The organism is Paramagnetospirillum caucaseum (genome assembly GCF_000342045.1).
Taxonomy (GTDB): Bacteria; Pseudomonadota; Alphaproteobacteria; order Rhodospirillales; family Magnetospirillaceae; genus Phaeospirillum; species Phaeospirillum caucaseum.
Genome location: NZ_AONQ01000020.1, coordinates 18,558 through 34,185 on the forward strand (window position 1 = coordinate 18,558; position 15,628 = coordinate 34,185).

Annotated in this window: 13 protein-coding genes; 7 read left to right on the forward strand and 6 right to left on the reverse strand. The window is 68.6% G+C overall.

The window, feature by feature from the left end:
- Positions 1–29: 29 nt before the first annotated feature.
- The 3 genes from H261_RS09100 to amrS form a co-directional block, all read right to left on the reverse strand.
- The gene (locus tag H261_RS09100; RefSeq protein ID WP_008616703.1) at positions 30–1,532 is read right to left on the reverse strand and encodes a leucyl aminopeptidase; all 1,503 of its coding nucleotides are present in this window, start codon (positions 1,530–1,532) and stop codon (positions 30–32) included.
- Between the two features lie 254 nt (positions 1,533–1,786).
- Positions 1,787–2,680 (reverse strand): lysylphosphatidylglycerol synthase transmembrane domain-containing protein, encoded by an 894-nt coding sequence (locus H261_RS09105; protein WP_008616704.1) that lies wholly within the window; start codon positions 2,678–2,680, stop codon positions 1,787–1,789.
- A gap of 68 nt (positions 2,681–2,748) precedes the next feature.
- On the reverse strand, positions 2,749–3,837 hold the full coding sequence (amrS, locus tag H261_RS09110; protein WP_008616705.1) for an AmmeMemoRadiSam system radical SAM enzyme: 1,089 nt from the start codon (positions 3,835–3,837) through the stop codon (positions 2,749–2,751).
- A gap of 78 nt (positions 3,838–3,915) precedes the next feature.
- Between amrS and H261_RS09115 the strand changes: the two genes are divergently transcribed.
- From H261_RS09115 to cysQ, 5 genes are read left to right on the forward strand one after another with little or no spacing between them, the layout of a single operon-like run.
- Complete coding sequence (locus H261_RS09115; protein ID WP_008616706.1) at positions 3,916–4,155, forward strand: type II toxin-antitoxin system Phd/YefM family antitoxin; 240 nt, start codon at positions 3,916–3,918, stop codon at positions 4,153–4,155.
- The gene (locus H261_RS09120) at positions 4,152–4,535 is read left to right on the forward strand and encodes a type II toxin-antitoxin system VapC family toxin (RefSeq protein ID WP_008616707.1); all 384 of its coding nucleotides are present in this window, start codon (positions 4,152–4,154) and stop codon (positions 4,533–4,535) included. The genes H261_RS09115 and H261_RS09120 overlap by 4 nt, the downstream gene beginning before the upstream one ends.
- 33 nt (positions 4,536–4,568) lie before the next feature.
- On the forward strand, positions 4,569–5,939 hold the full coding sequence (amrB, locus tag H261_RS09125; protein WP_008616708.1) for an AmmeMemoRadiSam system protein B: 1,371 nt from the start codon (positions 4,569–4,571) through the stop codon (positions 5,937–5,939).
- A complete protein-coding gene (locus tag H261_RS09130) occupies positions 5,936–8,131 on the forward strand; it encodes a xanthine dehydrogenase family protein molybdopterin-binding subunit (RefSeq protein ID WP_008616710.1) in 2,196 nt (731 codons plus the stop codon). Before amrB ends, H261_RS09130 begins: the two co-directional genes overlap by 4 nt.
- On the forward strand, positions 8,132–8,908 hold the full coding sequence (cysQ, locus tag H261_RS09135) for a 3'(2'),5'-bisphosphate nucleotidase CysQ (protein ID WP_008616711.1): 777 nt from the start codon (positions 8,132–8,134) through the stop codon (positions 8,906–8,908).
- 308 nt (positions 8,909–9,216) lie between these two features.
- On the opposite strand, the gene H261_RS09140 is transcribed toward cysQ, so the two are convergent.
- The 3 genes from H261_RS09140 to H261_RS09150 form a co-directional block, all read right to left on the reverse strand.
- Positions 9,217–9,480, reverse strand: coding sequence for a hypothetical protein (locus H261_RS09140; protein WP_008616713.1), 264 nt, complete (start codon positions 9,478–9,480; stop codon positions 9,217–9,219).
- Positions 9,481–9,557: 77 nt separating this feature from the next.
- Entirely contained in the window at positions 9,558–11,753 is a 2,196-nt protein-coding gene (locus H261_RS09145) for a SulP family inorganic anion transporter (RefSeq protein ID WP_152426793.1), read from the reverse strand.
- A 94-nt stretch (positions 11,754–11,847) separates the two neighbouring features.
- Positions 11,848–13,554 (reverse strand): sensor histidine kinase, encoded by a 1,707-nt coding sequence (locus H261_RS09150; protein ID WP_008616717.1) that lies wholly within the window; start codon positions 13,552–13,554, stop codon positions 11,848–11,850.
- Between the two features lie 203 nt (positions 13,555–13,757).
- Here H261_RS09150 and H261_RS09155 point away from each other — a divergent pair, with 203 nt between their 5' ends.
- On the forward strand, positions 13,758–14,168 hold the full coding sequence (locus H261_RS09155) for a hypothetical protein (protein ID WP_008616718.1): 411 nt from the start codon (positions 13,758–13,760) through the stop codon (positions 14,166–14,168).
- A gap of 158 nt (positions 14,169–14,326) precedes the next feature.
- Positions 14,327–15,625 (forward strand): PP2C family protein-serine/threonine phosphatase, encoded by a 1,299-nt coding sequence (locus H261_RS09160; protein WP_235062903.1) that lies wholly within the window; start codon positions 14,327–14,329, stop codon positions 15,623–15,625.
- Positions 15,626–15,628 lie beyond the last annotated feature (3 nt).

Consider the following 15,628-nt stretch of genomic DNA (forward strand, 5'->3'; position numbering starts at 1 on the left):
TCGCCGAAGCTCGGGAAGACAGATTATTCCTACTTCTTCTCCTCGTAGAAATCGGCCACCAGCCGGTCCAGCAGGCGGACGCCGAAGGCGGTGGCGCCCTTAGGCGCGGTGGCGGCGTCCTTCTTGCTCCACGCCACGCCGGCGATGTCGAGATGGGCCCAGGCCACGTCGTTGGTGAAGCGCTTGAGGAACTGGGCGGCGGTGATGGAGCCGCCTTCCCGCCCGCCGACATTCTTCATGTCGGCGATGTCGGACTTGATCTGCTTGTCGTAGGACTCGCCCAGCGGCAGACGCCACAGCTTCTCGTCCACCGCCTTGCCGGCGGCGGTCAGGCGGTCGGCAAGCTTGTCGTCGCTGGCCATCAGGCCGGCGTATTCGTTGCCCAGCGCAATGATGATCGCCCCGGTCAGGGTGGCGAGGTCGACCATGAATTTCGGCTTGAAGCGGTCCTGGGTGTACCACAGGGCATCGGCGAGAACGAGACGGCCCTCGGCGTCGGTGTTGATCACCTCGATGGTCTGGCCCGACATGGAGGTCACCACGTCGCCGGGACGCTGGGCGGTGCCCGACGGCATGTTCTCCACCAGCCCGACCACGCCGACGGCGTTGACCTTGGCCTTGCGCCCGGCTAGGGCGGCCATGGCGCCGATCACCGCGCCGGCCCCCGCCATGTCCCACTTCATGTCCTCCATGCCGGCGCCCGGCTTGATGGAGATGCCGCCCGAATCGAAGGTGACGCCCTTGCCGACGAAGGCCACCGGGGCCTCGTCCTTCCTGGCTCCATTCTGCCAGCGCATGACCACCAGTTTGGATTCGCGCTCCGAACCCTGGCCGACGCCGAGCAGCGAGCCCATGCCCAGCTTCTTCATCTGCTTCTCGCCCAGCACCTCGACCTCGATTCCGAGGTCCTTGAGGCTCTCGGCCTTCTCGGCCAGAGATTCGGGGTGGATGACGTTGGCGGGTTCCGAGACCACGTCGCGGGTCAGGAACACCGCGTCGGCCACCTTGTCCAGGGCGGCGAAGGCGCCCTTGGCCTCGGCGGCCGCGTCGGTCATGAGCGTCAGCTTCTTCAAGGAGGGCTTGTCCTCCTTCTTCTGCTTGGTCATGTACTTGTCGAAGCGGTACGAGCGCAGCCGCGCCCCCAGCGCCGCCTGGGCGGCGAACTCGGCCGGCGACAGCGGCGAGCCGGGGACGACGTCCAGCGCCAGGGCCACCTCGGCATCGCCCGAGGTCTGCAACTGGCCCACCACGGCGCCGCCAAGGGCCTGGGCCGCCAGGGCATCCAGGTCCTTGGCCTTGCCCAGGCCGACCAGCAGCACGCGGGCGAGGTCCAGCCCAGCGGGAGCCAGGATCAGCAGCGTCTGGCCCTTCTTGCCCTCGAAACGGCCCGAGGCGGCGATGGCGCGGGCAATGCCGCCCTTGGCCTGGGCGTCAAGCGCCTGGGCGGCGCCGGTCAGCACCTTGCCTTCAAGAATACCGACGGCGACCGCGCCGCTGGTGGGCTGCGACGGCTTGGAAAAGGCGATCTTCATGGACATCCTCGCGCTCGGACATTGGGATGGAATTCACTTGTCCCAATGTAGCGCGCCCGGAGCGGAAGGAAAGGGGGTATGCCATATTGGGACGGACGAAGTCCGGTGGAACATGGCCAGGCCCAGGGGCCGCCCGGCGATCGGGGGCACTGTGAATCAGGCCTTTTCCGCCTGCTTTTCCGCTTCCTCGTCGGCCTCGTCCTCGATGTGCTCGATTTCCTCGAGCTTGGGATGCTCGCCCGACATCAGCCAGATCAGGCCGCCCGGCGAGGGCGGTGACGATGCTGCTCACCCCGAACAGCACGCCCCAGCACGGCGGCCGAGCCGGGTTCGACCCCGACATAGCCGAAGGCCACGATCATGATGTTCTCGCGCAGGCCGAAGCCGGCGATGGAGATGGGCAGGGTCAGGGCGAGGATGACCGGCGGGAACAGGATCAGGCAATCGATGATGGAAACATCGAGGCCGAGTCCCAGGGCCAGGACATAGACCACCAGCGACAGGTTGGCGTGGCCGATGACGGCGACGGCCAGCGTGCCGAGGCTGAAAGGCACCCGGCGGCACAGCTTGCGCGTATCGCCCGCCAGATGGACCATCCCCCGCACCACCCGCCAGCGGTGCAGCGAGACCGGCAGCCGGTCCAGCTGGCTGATGAAGGCGATGCCGCTGATGCCGACGGCCGACAGCAGGGGAAACACCCAGGTTCCGGGAATTTCCGGCACCCGGTCCAGCAGCAGCGGCTGCATGGCCGCCACCAGCAGGACCAGCCCCAGGATGGTGACGATACGCTCCAGCATCACCGAATTGACGCTGGCCTGCAGGGACAGGCCCGACCGGTGCGCCTTCCACATGCGCATGGCGTCGCCCACCACCGGGGTGACGATGGAGAAACAGACGCCGATATAATAGACCGGCAGCGCCTGCAGCGCAGAGAACGCCGCCTTGAGGGCGCGCAGCACCAGCCACCAGCGCATGGCGCCGAGGAATACCTGGGCGACGCCCAGCGACAGGGCGGCAAGCAACATCAAGGGATCAAGCGTCTTGGCCTGACCCCAGGCCGCAGCAAGATCGACATTCCTGAATGCGAACCAGATCAGCCCGACCGAGAGCACGCCCTTGAGCACCCACGGCAACCAGCGTTTCACCATCAATCCCGAAACCCGTCAGAGCGCGAGGCGGCAAGCTTTACCACATCCGGCGGGAAAGGGAATATGCCTCAGCGCTGAAAACGTACCGGCTGGCGCTTGCGCCCCCAGGTGCCCGGCGCCGCCTCGAAGCGCCCCGGCAGCGGCGTGCCGCATTCCCGGCAATGGCCCTCGGGGGTCAGCCCCCAGGTGGACAGCTCGTACCAGTCCCGCCCGATCAGCAGGGCGCCGCAGCCGGAACAATAGGTCCCGCCCCCCGCCGGGTCGTGGACGTTGCCGGTATAGACGTAGCGCAGGCCGTTCCCGAGGGCGATGTCGCGGGCTCGGGTCAGGGTGGCGGGCGGCGTGTTGGCCTTGTCGCGCATCTTCCAGTCGGGATGGAAGGCGGAGAAGTGCAGCGGCACGTCGGGACCCAGCGCCGCCATCATCCACTTGCTCTGGGCGTCGATCTCCTCCGGGCTGTCGTTCTCGCCGGGGATCAGAAGGGTGGTGACCTCGAACCACACGTCGGTCTCATGCCTGAGATAGACCAGGGTGTCCTTCACCGCCTCGAGATGGGCGCCGCACAGGCGGTGGTAGAAATCCTCGGTGAAGGCCTTCAGGTCCACGTTGGCGGCATCCATGTGGGCGTAGAACTCGGCCCGGGCCTCGGGCTTGATATAACCGGCGGTCACCGCCACGGTCTTCAGGCCGCGGGCGTGGCAGGCCTTGGCCACGTCCACGGCGTATTCCAGGAAGATGACCGGATCGTTGTAGGTGAAGGCCACCGAGCGGCAGCCCAGCTGCACCGCCGCCCGGGCGATCATGTCGGGATCGGCGGCATCGTTGAGCCGGTCGATCTCCTTCGCCTTGGAGATGTCCCAGTTCTGGCAGAACTTGCAGGTCAGGTTGCAGCCCGCCGTGCCGAACGACAGGATCGGCGTGCCGGGCAGGAAGTGGTTCAAGGGCTTCTTCTCGACGGGATCGACGCAGAACCCCGACGAGCGGCCATAGGTGGTCAACACCATCTTGCCGCCGTCGTTGGCCCGCACGAAGCACAGCCCCCGCTGCCCGTCGTTTAAGCGGCACTCGCGCGGGCAGACGTCGCACTGCACCCGCCCGTCGTCGAGGACACGCCAGTGGCGTCCGGGAAAATGCGACCCCTGGAGGACGTCGTTCATGGCCCCATCATACGCTGAACTTGACCCGGCGGCCATTGCGGGCGCATCCTTGACCAAGCTTGGTCAAGGAGCATTTCCGTGAGCGAAGCCGTTAATCTCTACGACGCCAAGACCCACCTGTCGCAACTGGTGGAGCGCGCCGCGCGAGGCGAAGAGATCATCATCGCCAAGGCCGGGCGCCCCCTGGCCCGGCTGGTGCCGCTGGAAGCGCCGGGACCGCGGCGGGTGCCCGGCGCCCTGGCCGGTCGTGTCCGTATCGGCGGCGATTTCGACGCGCCGTTGCCCGATGATCTGATGGCCGGATTCGCGGGCGCATGAGGCTGCTGCTCGACACCCATGTAGTGCTGTGGTGGCTGGCCGACGATCCGGCCCTGCCCCGGACGATCCGCGCCGCCCTGGCCGATCCGTCCGTCGAGGCCCTGGTCAGCGCCGCCACCGCCTGGGAGATCGCCATCAAGCGGGCTCTGGGCCGGCTGGATTTTCCGGCGGATGAACTGGAGAGCATCCTGAAAGACAACGGCTTCAAGCCGCTGCCCATCACGACCGCCCACGCAGTGGCGGCAGGCGCCCTGCCCCGTCACCATGCTGATCCCTTCGACCGCATGCTGGTCGCCCAGGCAGCCTGCGAATCCCTGACCCTGGCCAGCGTCGATCCCATGGTCGCCCGTTACGGCGTACCGGTGCTGAACGGCGTCTGATCTGCTATCCTGAAACGGATGAGGGAGGCCGCCATGACCGCCATCCGTCCCACCGCCGTGGCCGGACAGTTCTATCCCGCCGATTTCGCCGAGGCCAACCGGCAGCTCACCGCCTTTCTCGACGGCGCGGCGCCCGCCCCTTGCGCCGGACGGCGGCCCAAGGCGCTGATCGCGCCCCATGCCGGCTGGGTCTATTCCGGCCCGGTGGCGGCGGGGGCCTATGCCCTGTTGAAGCCTTTCCGGGGCGGCTATGCCCGCGTGGTGCTGCTGGGCCCCAGCCACCGGCTGGCGTTCCGGGGCATGGCGCTGTCGTCGGCCGACCAGTGGGCCTCGCCGCTGGGGCCTCAGCCGCTGGACAAGGACTGGTCGCGGCTGGCCGGGGTGGCCGGCGTCGGCGTGCTGGACCAGGCCCATGCCCAGGAGCATTCCCTGGAGGTGCACGTTCCCTTCCTGCAGGCGACCCTCGGTGAATTCACCCTGCTGCCGGTGGTGATCGGCGACGCCACCCCCGAGATGGTCGCCGGATTGCTCGACGCCCTGTGGGGCGGCGACGAGACGCTGATCGTCATTTCCACCGACCTGTCCCACTACCTGCCCTACGAGCAGTGCCGCGGCACCGACGGCCAGACCGCCGCCGCCATCGAGCGCATGGACCCGGTGGCCATTTCCCGCGAGGGCGCCTGCGGCCGCCTGCCGGTGGGCGGGCTGCTGACCGCCGCCAAACGCCGGGGCCTGGAGATCGTCACCCTGGACGTGCGCAATTCCGGCGATACCGCCGGACCGAAGGACCGGGTGGTGGGCTATGGCGCATGGGCGCTGTTCGAGACGGAGAAGGCCATGAGCGAATCCGACGAGATCAAGGCCATGGGCCAGACCCTGCTGGACCTGTCCTGGGCCTCCATCCGCCACGGGTTGGAGACCGGCGCCCCCGCCGCCCCTCCCGCCGAGCGGCCCGGCATCCTGGGCCGGCCCGGCGCGGTGTTCGTGACGCTCAACCGCCTCGGCAATCTGCGCGGCTGCATCGGCTCGGTGACCGCCTGGCGGCCGCTGGCCGAGGATTTGGTGGACAACGCCTTCAAATCGGCCTTCAAGGACCCGCGCTTCCCGCCGCTCGGCCCCGAGGAGATGGACGGCCTCGGCCTGTCGCTCTCGGTGCTGACGCCCCCCGTGCCCATGACCTTCAGGGACGAAGCCCACATGCTGGAACAATTGCGGCCGCGCACCGACGGCCTGATCATCGAGGATGGCGGCAAGCGCGCCCTGTTCCTGCCCTCGGTATGGGAGCAACTGCCCGACAAGCGCCTGTTCCTCGCCCACCTCAAGGCCAAGGCCGGCATGAAGGCCGACCACTGGTCGCCGGGCTTCAGGGCGTCGCGCTTCCAGGCGGTGGAGATCGGCAAGTGAAGCGCTTCGGCTTCGGCCAGAGCCGCACCCGGGTCGAGGACCTGCGCTTCCTCGGCGGGCGGGGCCATTACGCCGACGACATCAACCTGACCGGTCAGTTATACGGGATGGTGGTGCGTTCGCTGCTGCCCCATGCCGACGTCGCGGTGGATGCGGGGGCGGCGCGGAGCATGCCCGGCGTGCTGCTGGTGCTGACCCATGCCGAGATGGCCGAGCAGGGAATCGGCCCCATGGTCTACGGCTTCCTGCCCGAGGGCGCCCGGCCGCCGCCGCCGCGCCCGGTGATCGCCGGCCCCCGCACGCGGCATGCCGGCGAGCCGCTGGCCTTCGTGGTGGCCGAGACCCTGGCCCAGGCCCGCGACGCCGCCGAGGCGGTGCTGGTGGACTACCATCCCCTGCCCCCCACCCCCGAGGACGCCTTCGTCTGGGAGATGGGCGACGCCGCCCGGGTGGCCGAGGCCTTCGCCCGCGCCGACCGGGTGGTGGAACTGGACCTGGTCAACAACCGCCTGGCCCCCACCGCCATGGAGCCGCGCGCCTGCCTGGCCCGGCCGCTGCCCGGGGGACGGCTGGAACTGATCTCCGGCAGCCAGGGGGTGCACGAAATCCGCGACCGCCTCGCCCCGGTCCTGGGCATCGCGCCGGAAATCCTCGACGTCATCACCCCCGACGTGGGCGGCGGCTTCGGCCTCAAGATCAGCCCGTTCCCCGAGCAGGCCATGGCGCTGGTGGCGGCGCGCATGCTCGACCGCCCGGTCAAGTGGACCGCCGACCGCACCGAAAGCTTCCTGTCCGACACCCACGGGCGCGGCCATGTCAGCACCGGGCGGCTGGCGCTGGACGCCGAGGGACGCTTCCTCGGGCTGCAGGTGGAGACGGTGGCCGATCTCGGCGCCTACGTCTCCAATTACGGCGCCTACATCCCCACCCTGGCGGGGACCGGCATGCTGACCGGGGTCTACGACATCCCCGCCTTCCATGCGCGGGTGCGCTGCATCCATACCCACACCACTCCCACCGATGCCTACCGGGGCGCCGGACGGCCCGAGGCCGCCTATCTCATCGAGCGGCTGGTCGAGGCGGCGGCGCGCGACAGCGGCCTCACCCCGATGGAGATCAGGAAGCGCAACTTCATCCCCCCCGAAGCCTTCCCCTATGCCAGCGCCGGCCAGCACACCTACGATTCCGGCGAGTTCGCCCGGGTGATGGATGCGGCGCTGGAGCGTTCCGGCTGGGCGGATTTCCCGGCCCGCCGGGCGGACAGCGAAGCCCGGGGCCGGCGGCGCGGCATCGGACTGGCCTATTACATCGAGATCTGCGGCGGCACCTCGGGCGAGGACGTGGCGGTGACCGTCGGCCCGGACGGCACGGCGGAAATCCTGGTCGGCACCCAGTCCAGCGGCCAGGGTCACGAGACCGCCTATGCCCAGATGCTGGCCGCCGAACTGGGCCTGGAGATGGAGCGCATCCGGGTGGTCCAGGGCGACACGCGGCGCATCGGCAGCGGCGGCGGCACCGGCGGCTCGCGCTCGCTGTCGCAGCAAGGCGGCGCCATCGCGGCGGCGGCCATCTCCCTGGCCGAGCAGGCCCGCCCCCTGGCCGCCAGGCTGCTGCAGGCCGGGCAGGTGGAGTTCGAGGACGGCCGTTACCGGGCGGCGGGCGGCTCGGTATCCTTCGCCCAGGTCCTGGCCGATCACGGAATGCCGCTGCACGCCCGGCTGCGCTTCCGTCCGCCGGCCTCGACCTTTCCCAACGGCTGCCATGTCTGCGAGATCGAGGTGGACCCCGAAACCGGCGAGAGCGAAATCCTGCGCTACACCATCGTCGACGACGTGGGCACCGTGCTCAACCCGCTGCTGCTCAAGGGCCAGATCGTCGGCGGCGCCATCCAGGGCATCGGCCAGGCCCTGCTGGAGCAGGCCGTATTCGATCCCGAAAGCTTCCAGCCGCTGACCTCGAGCCTGATCGACTATGCGCTGCCCAGGGCCGCCCATGTTCCGGAGATCGACTTCTCCACCGTGGAGATTCCCTGCCGCACCCATCCCCTGGGGCTCAAGGGGGCCGGCGAGGCCGGAACCATCGGCGCCGCCCCGGCGGTGATCAACGCCCTATGCAACGCCCTGGATATCCGCCATATGGACATGCCCGCCACGCCGCTGGCGGTCTGGAACGTCCTCAACCGGAAGACCTGAATGTCCCTGCCCGCCGATCTGTCGCCGCTGCTCGAACCCCTGGAAGACCTCGCCCGCCGGGCCGGCGCGGTGATCATGGAGGTCTACCAATCCGACTTCGCCGTGCGCGACAAGGACGATGCCTCGCCGGTCACCGAGGCCGACGAGAAGGCCGAGGCGGTGATCCTGCCCGGCCTGGCCGCCCTGGCCCCCGGCGTGCCGGTGGTGGCCGAGGAGCAGGTGGCGGCCGGGCGTATCCCCGAGATCGGCGCCGGCCCGTTCTGGCTGGTCGATCCCCTGGACGGCACCAAGGAATTCATCAAGCGCAACGGCGAATTCACCGTCAATATCGGCCTGATCCGGGACGGCGTCCCGGTGCTGGGCGTGGTGCTGGCCCCGGCGCGGAACGAATTGTGGTCGGGGACCGGTTCCACCGCCTTCAAGGCCGACCGGACCGGCCGCCGCCCCATCGCCTGCCGCCCCGTTCCCGCCACCGGCGCGGTGGCCATGACGTCCCGCTCGCACCGCAACCCCGAGGCCATGGACAAGTGGCTGGAGCAATATCCCGGCGCCACCCTGGACTTCGCCGGCTCGTCGCTGAAGTTCTGCCTAGTGGCCGAGGGCGCCGCCGACCTCTATCCCCGCTTCGGCCCCACCTGCGAGTGGGACATCGCGGCGGCCAGCGCCGTGCTGCTGGCGGCGGGCGGCAGCGTCGCCACCTTCGACGGCGCCGCCATGGCCTATGGCAAGGCGCCCAGATTCCTCAACCCGGATTTCATCGCCAAGGGCAGAGGGTAATTCCCCAAACAAGGGTTGGCGTCCCGACCATGGGCATAGGTGAAAGACCTTGCATTTTTGGCGGATTTGAGCGACTATTTCCAGGTGACGGGAGTCCCCGCCACCTAACAGCCGCCGTAATGCACGTACGGTGACTTGGAGACGGTTCACAACCCAGAGGGGTTGTGGCGGCGCGCGACGCCGCCCCTGGGGCCGTCCCTGCAAAAGCGTCAGAAAAGGCCGCCGGTGATTCCGGCGGCCTTTTCGTTTGCGCGGCGCCAGGCGGCCAAGCCCCCCCCCTTCCGCGGGAGGGGGGGACGAAGCGGCGCCTACTTCTTGGCGGGGGCCGGAGCGCCGGCGGTGGCGGTCTGCTCGTTGCGCTTCAGCACGCCGGCCTCGACCAGCTTGTTGACCAGGTCGCCCATGGTGTTGAGGGAGTGCAGGAAGCCGTCCACCGGCATGGCGATGCGCTGGCGCACTTCCATCTTGCCCTGGCCGGATTCGGTGGGCTCCAGCGACACCAGCTCGATACGCACCACGCCGCTGACGAAATCGACCCGGCCGACGCCGTCGGCGAAAATCTCGGAAACCATGGGCTCTACCCCTTCCTGTTAAACTGCCGGGATGGTGGGCCAAGCCGGAGCCCGGGTCAATCGGGCAAAGGCTGGGGTCAATCGGTCAAAGCCCGGATCATGTGGTCGGTGTTGCGCAGCCGCTCGGCCAGCTGGCGGGCCATCAGGCGGTGGAAGGCCGCCGCCGCCTGGGGCGCCTCCTCCTCCATGCGTTCCAGGTTGCGCGCCGTCAGGCGGTGGATGACGCAGTCGCTGTCCGCCACCACCGAGGCCGAGCGCTCCTCGTTGAGATAAAGCCCCATCTCGCCCACCACGGTGCCGGCATGCATGGTGCGCAGCCGGATGGAGGTGCCGTTGTCGTTCATCAGCCGCACCGTCACCTGGCCCGAATCCAGGATGAACAGGTCGTGGGCGGCGCTGCCCTGTTCCAGCACCACGGTGCCGGCGGGAATGCTCAGGGTCTCGACGAAGGACATCATGCGGGCCACCTGCAGCGGCTCGCCCAGATCCTCGGCCAGATCGGCCATCAGCGAGCGCGGCTTGGCGCAGGCCTCAACCTCCAGCCGGGCCAACAGGCGGTTCTCCGACCATTCCAGCGCGTGGTCCAGGTCGGGGGAAGTCCGCCAGGTGGCGCCCTCGGCGCCGACGAAGCCGGCGCGTTCCAGCACCATGCCCACCTCGTCGTTCTGCCCGGCGAAGACCAAGGACAGGTCCCGCTTCTCGGCAAACTGGCGCAGCTTCACGAAGCTCATGGCCGCCGAGGTGTCGATGCCCGCCACCCGGCGGAAGTCGAACACCACCACCTCGACCGGGTCGCCGCCCGGGTCGCCGCACCGCCCGATCACCCGGGTCAGCAGCTTGTTGGCGGTACCGAAGAACATGAAACCCTGCAGACTGAACACCAGGACGCGCCCGCCATACTCCTTGAGCAGCCGCACCTCGTCGCGCGGCCGGTCGACGTTGGACGAGACCTCGGCGGCGGTCAGCTCGTGCTTGGCCACCGCGACCCGCGAGTAGTTGACCACGAACAGCACCACGCAGGCGACGATGCCCACCGCCGCCCCCTGGAGATAGCCGAAGGTTCCCACCACGCCGACGATCATCAGGATGATGGCGTAATCGGCGGCCGGCATCTGGTGACGGCCCTCGACCAGCCATTCCTCGAGGAAGCCCAGGCCGATGAACATCAGCAACCCGCCCAGCACCGCCTTGGGGAACAGGGCCAGCGGCTCGGTGCCGATCACCAGCATGGTCAGGCAGACCAGCGCCGAGATCAGCCCCACCAGGCGCGAGCGCACCCCCATCTTCAGTACCATGGACGACAGGCCCAGGGTGTGGAAGCCGATGATGCCGCCCCCCGCCCCCGAGACCATGTTGGCGATGCCGGCGATCTTCAGTTCGCGGTTGAGGTCCATGTCGCGGTTGGCCGCCACCTCGATGCCGCTGGAATTGAGCAGGAGGCCGATGGCGCTGATCAGCAGGATGGTGGACACCGAACCGGCCTGATCGGCGATCGTCAGCCAGTCGGCCGACAGGGCGCGGACCATCGCGTCGGGGCGCCAGCCGCCGGCGGCGGGAAAATGGCCGAGCAGGTAGCCGCCCTGCTCCAGTTGCTCCAGGCTCATGCCCAGGGCGCGGGCCGCCAGGTGATAGCCGAGAATGCCGCCGGCCAGCAGCAGCGGCAGGGTCGCCACATGCTTCCAGCGGCGCATGCCGGCGATCAGCGCCACGGCGAACACCAGCCCCGGCCCCCACTTGATCATCTCATCGACCGAGAACAGGTGCAGCGCCGTCTCCAGGGTGGGGGCGTGGCCGGTCATCACCTTGATGGCGCCCTTGACCAGCAGCCAGCCGGTGCCGGCCAGGAAGCCGCCGATCACCGGATAGGGGATGAAGCGGATGAAGCCGCCCAGGCGGAAATGGCCCAGGGCGAACAGCAACAGGCCGGTCAGCGCCGTGGCCAGCATCAGGGCGGTGGCCACCGTGGCGAACAGCCGCTCGGGGTCGGTGCCGGGCGGCGTCTCGGCGACGATCATCGAGGCCATCAGGGCCAGGATGGGGGCGATCTTGTCCTGGGGAAAGGCGATGGTGCCGGCATAGGAGCCGAACAGCGCCACCAGGGCGCCGACCACCACGGCGGTGAACAGCGCCATGCCGATGGCGGTACCCACATGCCCGGCCAGTTCGCCCGAAAAGATCAGTACGGCGAAGGACAGCGACAGGATGACCACCACCAGACCGGTCACCGCCCCCGCCACCAGGGCCGCGGGCAATTCTTCCCTGCGGATCGTCACCGCCCCATCTCCCCGGCAATAAACCTTAAGGAGGATGGTAGCCCTATCCGCATAGGCTGTTAAGCGATATCGGAGCGATATGGAAACGCCGCCCCTATCCCTTGGGGAAGGCGACCAGGAAGGTGCTGCCGGCGCCCAGTTCGGACTCGGCCCAGATGCGGCCGCCGTGGTGCTCGGCGATCTTGCGGCAGACGGCGAGGCCGATGCCGGTCCCCTCGTACTGCTCGCGGGCCACCAGGCGCTGGAAGATGCCGAACACCCGCTTCAGTTCGTCGGGGGGGATGCCGATACCGTTGTCCCTGACCCCCACCACCCATTCGCCGCCGGAATCGCTGCACAGCACCTCGATGCGGGGCTTGCGCCCCTCGGGCATGTACTTGATGGCGTTGGCGATCAGATTCTGGAACAACCGCAGCAATTCGTTGGCGTCGCCCGAGATGGCGGGCAGGATTTCGGGTACCATGATCTCGGCGCCGCTTTCGGCGGCGGCCACCTCCAGGTGGCGGATGCTGTCGGCCACCACCTCGCCAAGGCTGACCGGCGCCATGGGCACCGATACGCGGCCGATGCGCGAATATTCCAGCAGATCGACGATCATGTGGTCGAGGCGCTTGGCCCCGTCGAGGGCGAAGCCGAAGAAGTCGCGGGAATCCTGGTCGAAACTGGCCCCCAGCTTCTTTTCCAACAGGCCGAGATAGGCGCTGATCATGCGCAGCGGCTGGCGCAGGTCGTGGGAGGCCACATAGGCGAACTGCTCCAGCTCCTCGTTGGAGCGGCGCAACTCCTCGACCAGTTCGGCCAGCTTGGCGGCGGCGCGTTTCTGCTCGGTGACGTCGGCCTTGATGGCGAGATAATTGGTGATCTCGCCCTCGATGTTCTGGATGGGCTGGATGGTGGCCATCTCCCAGTAGATCTCGCCGTTCTTGCGGCGGTTGGCCAGTTCGCCCTCCCACTTCTCACCCGCGGACAGCGCCGCCCACATGGCCTGATAGGTCTCGGGCGGGGTCTTCTCGGAGCGCAGGATGCGGGGATTGCGGCCGATCACCTCGTCCATGGAATAGCCGGTGACCCTGAGGAAGCTGCCGTTGACATACTGGATATCGGCGTTGAGGTCGGTGATGACGATGGACACCGGGCTCTGCTCCACCGCGCGGTTGAGCATGTGCATGCGGTGGGCGTTCTCCACGGCGGCGGTGATGTCGCTGCCGGTGCCGCGATAGCCGATGAACACCCCGTCCTCGTCGAAGCGCGGCAGGCCGTTGACCTTGATCCAGCGGGCCCGGCCGGCGCCGTCCTCCAGCCAGTACTTGAAGTCGCGGAACGGCCGCTGGGCGGTCAGGTCGGCGATATGGGCCTGCCACTGGTCGGAATCGATTTCCATGCGCTCGCTGACGATGTCCCACGAACGCTTGCCCAGCAGGTCGTCGGACGAGATGTTCATCACCGCCTCGAAGGACGACGAGAAGAAGGTGAAGCGCTGCTCGGCATCGCTCTCCCAGAACCAGTCGGCGGCGGCCTCGGAATACTCGCGGTAGCGCTCGGAACTTTCCTTTACCACCTCGCACAGCAGGCTGAGGCGGTCGCGCTCCTGGCGCAGCGCCGCGTTTTCCTGGCGCAATTGCCCGACCGGGCCGGCCTCGGCCCGGCCGCAGCGGGCGGCAAGCCACAGAATCGCCGCAGCCCCAAGCCCCAGGGCCGCCATTGCCCAGGGGGACGGGGCGGGAGTCTGCGCCCACAGGAGCAGCAGCCCGGCCGCCTGGATCAGGGCGATCAGCACGAGAATGGGCCTGCGCTGGGTCATCGCCGGCGCACAGGCCGCCCGGTGGTCATGGACATCGGTTGTTTCCGCCCCCTTCCCCACGCCAGCCGGATCGGGCGGCGGCGCGCCCAGCCTGGACTTGCTTCCTGGCGGCATGATAGCCAAGTTGCCGAGGCAAGGCACCTGGGATGATGGCCATGACACAATCTGTTCCGCGTCGCCTTCTACCGGCCGGGAGAACCTCCATGAGACACGTCGCCACCGCCCTGACCCTGCTGCTGCTCGCCGCCTGCGTGCCGCCCCCGGACCAGCCGGCCCATTACACCCGCATGGGCCGCTTCATGGGGCTGGTCGCCAATTGCGGCTGCTCCGACATCGGCGCCGAACGGATGATCGCCGAATACCGCAAGGCCCTGGGGGACCTCTACCCGGCGGGCGAGGTCGCCGCCATGAAGGGCTATGTCGACCTGGGAGCCGGCGAGACATGGGAAAACCAGATACAGATCTGCGCCGAGGTCTGCGCCCAGCGCTGCATGGTCCAGGCCGTGGCCGCCCCCCTGGGCGGACGCGGCACCGGGGAAAAACCCTGCCTGGTCAGCGAGCGCGACCTGCACCTGACCGACGGCGCCCAGATCAATCCCGGAGGCGATTTCTGAACCTTGGCGGTCAGGCGGGGAATTACGCTATGTTACGAAGGCTTGCGCCCGCGTTCACATTGCGTTGACAATGTGCGTGAATTGGAGACACACCTATCCATTAGTCTGTAGTACGCAATCATACCGACACCAAGCCTACCGGGAGCGGGACGATGAATATGGCGAGCAGGGGAGGACGACTGATCCGCCTGCCCAGCCGCACCGGCGGCTGGCGCACCGACCCCGAGGCCGGAGAGACGGCCAATGTGGCGGGAATCGGCGGAACCCGGGTGGTGAAGGACACGCTGCACGTCCTGCTGGTCGAGGACGAGCCGGGCGACGCCCGGCTGGTGGAATACGCGCTCAGGATGTCGAGCGCCCCGGTCTTCATGGTCAAGCATGTGGGCACCCTGGCCGCCGCCATCGAGCATATCGACAGCGGCCAGACCGTGGACGTGGTGCTGCTGGACCTCTCGCTGCCCGATTCCACCGGTATCGCCACGGTGTCGCGCATGCAGGAGGCGGCGTCGCGCACCCCCATCGTCATCATGACCGGCATGGACGACCCGCGCTTCGCCTCCTACGCCCTGGAGGCCGGCGCCCAGGACTACCTGATCAAGAGCGACGACCCCGAGCGCACGGTGGGCCGCGCCATCCGCTACGCCATCACCCGCATGGCCGGCCAGTTGGAACGCCAGGCCCTGCTGGAACGCATCGCCGAGCAGCAGCGCCATCTGGTCGAGGAGGTCAACGCCGCCCGCGCCATGCAGTTCGACCTGCTGCCCCGCCCGGAACGCCTGGACGAGCGGCTGGCCACCCTGGGCGTCGAGGTCGAATCCTTCTTCGAGCCGTCGTCGGGCATCGGCGGCGATCTGTGGGGCTGCCTGGATTGCGGCGGCCCGCGCATGAGCTTCTATTGCTTCGATTTCACCGGCCACGGCATCGGCGCGGCGCTGAACGTCTTCCGCCTGCACGCCCTGATCTCCGACCACTGGGACCCCCGGCGCCAGCCGGGCGAGATGCTGACCACCCTGAGCGCCGCCCTGAAGGGCCTGCTGGGCCGCGGCCAGTTCGCCACCATGTTCCTGTGCACCATCGACACCGAGGCCGGCGAGATCGAATGGGCCTCGGCCGGCGCCCCCGCCCCGGTGATGATGCTGGGCCAGGATTCCCGCTTCCTGGACGCCAGGGGCATTCCGCTCGGCCTGTCGCGCTCGCCCGGCTACCGCGAGCATCGCGAGCCCTTCCCGCCGGGTGCCGCCCTGTTCATGTATTCCGACGCCATCACCGATTCCCCCGTGGAGGGCGAGACCCTGTTCGGCGAGGGCGGTCTGAGCGAGGCGATCCAGGGATTGCTGCTGCGTCACGGCGAATTGCGGGTCGATCACCTGCTCGACGAGGTCTGCCGCCAGGTCCACATGCCTTTCGAGGACGACCTGACCGCCGTCTGCATCCGGCGGCTGCGGGGGGAGGGCTGAACC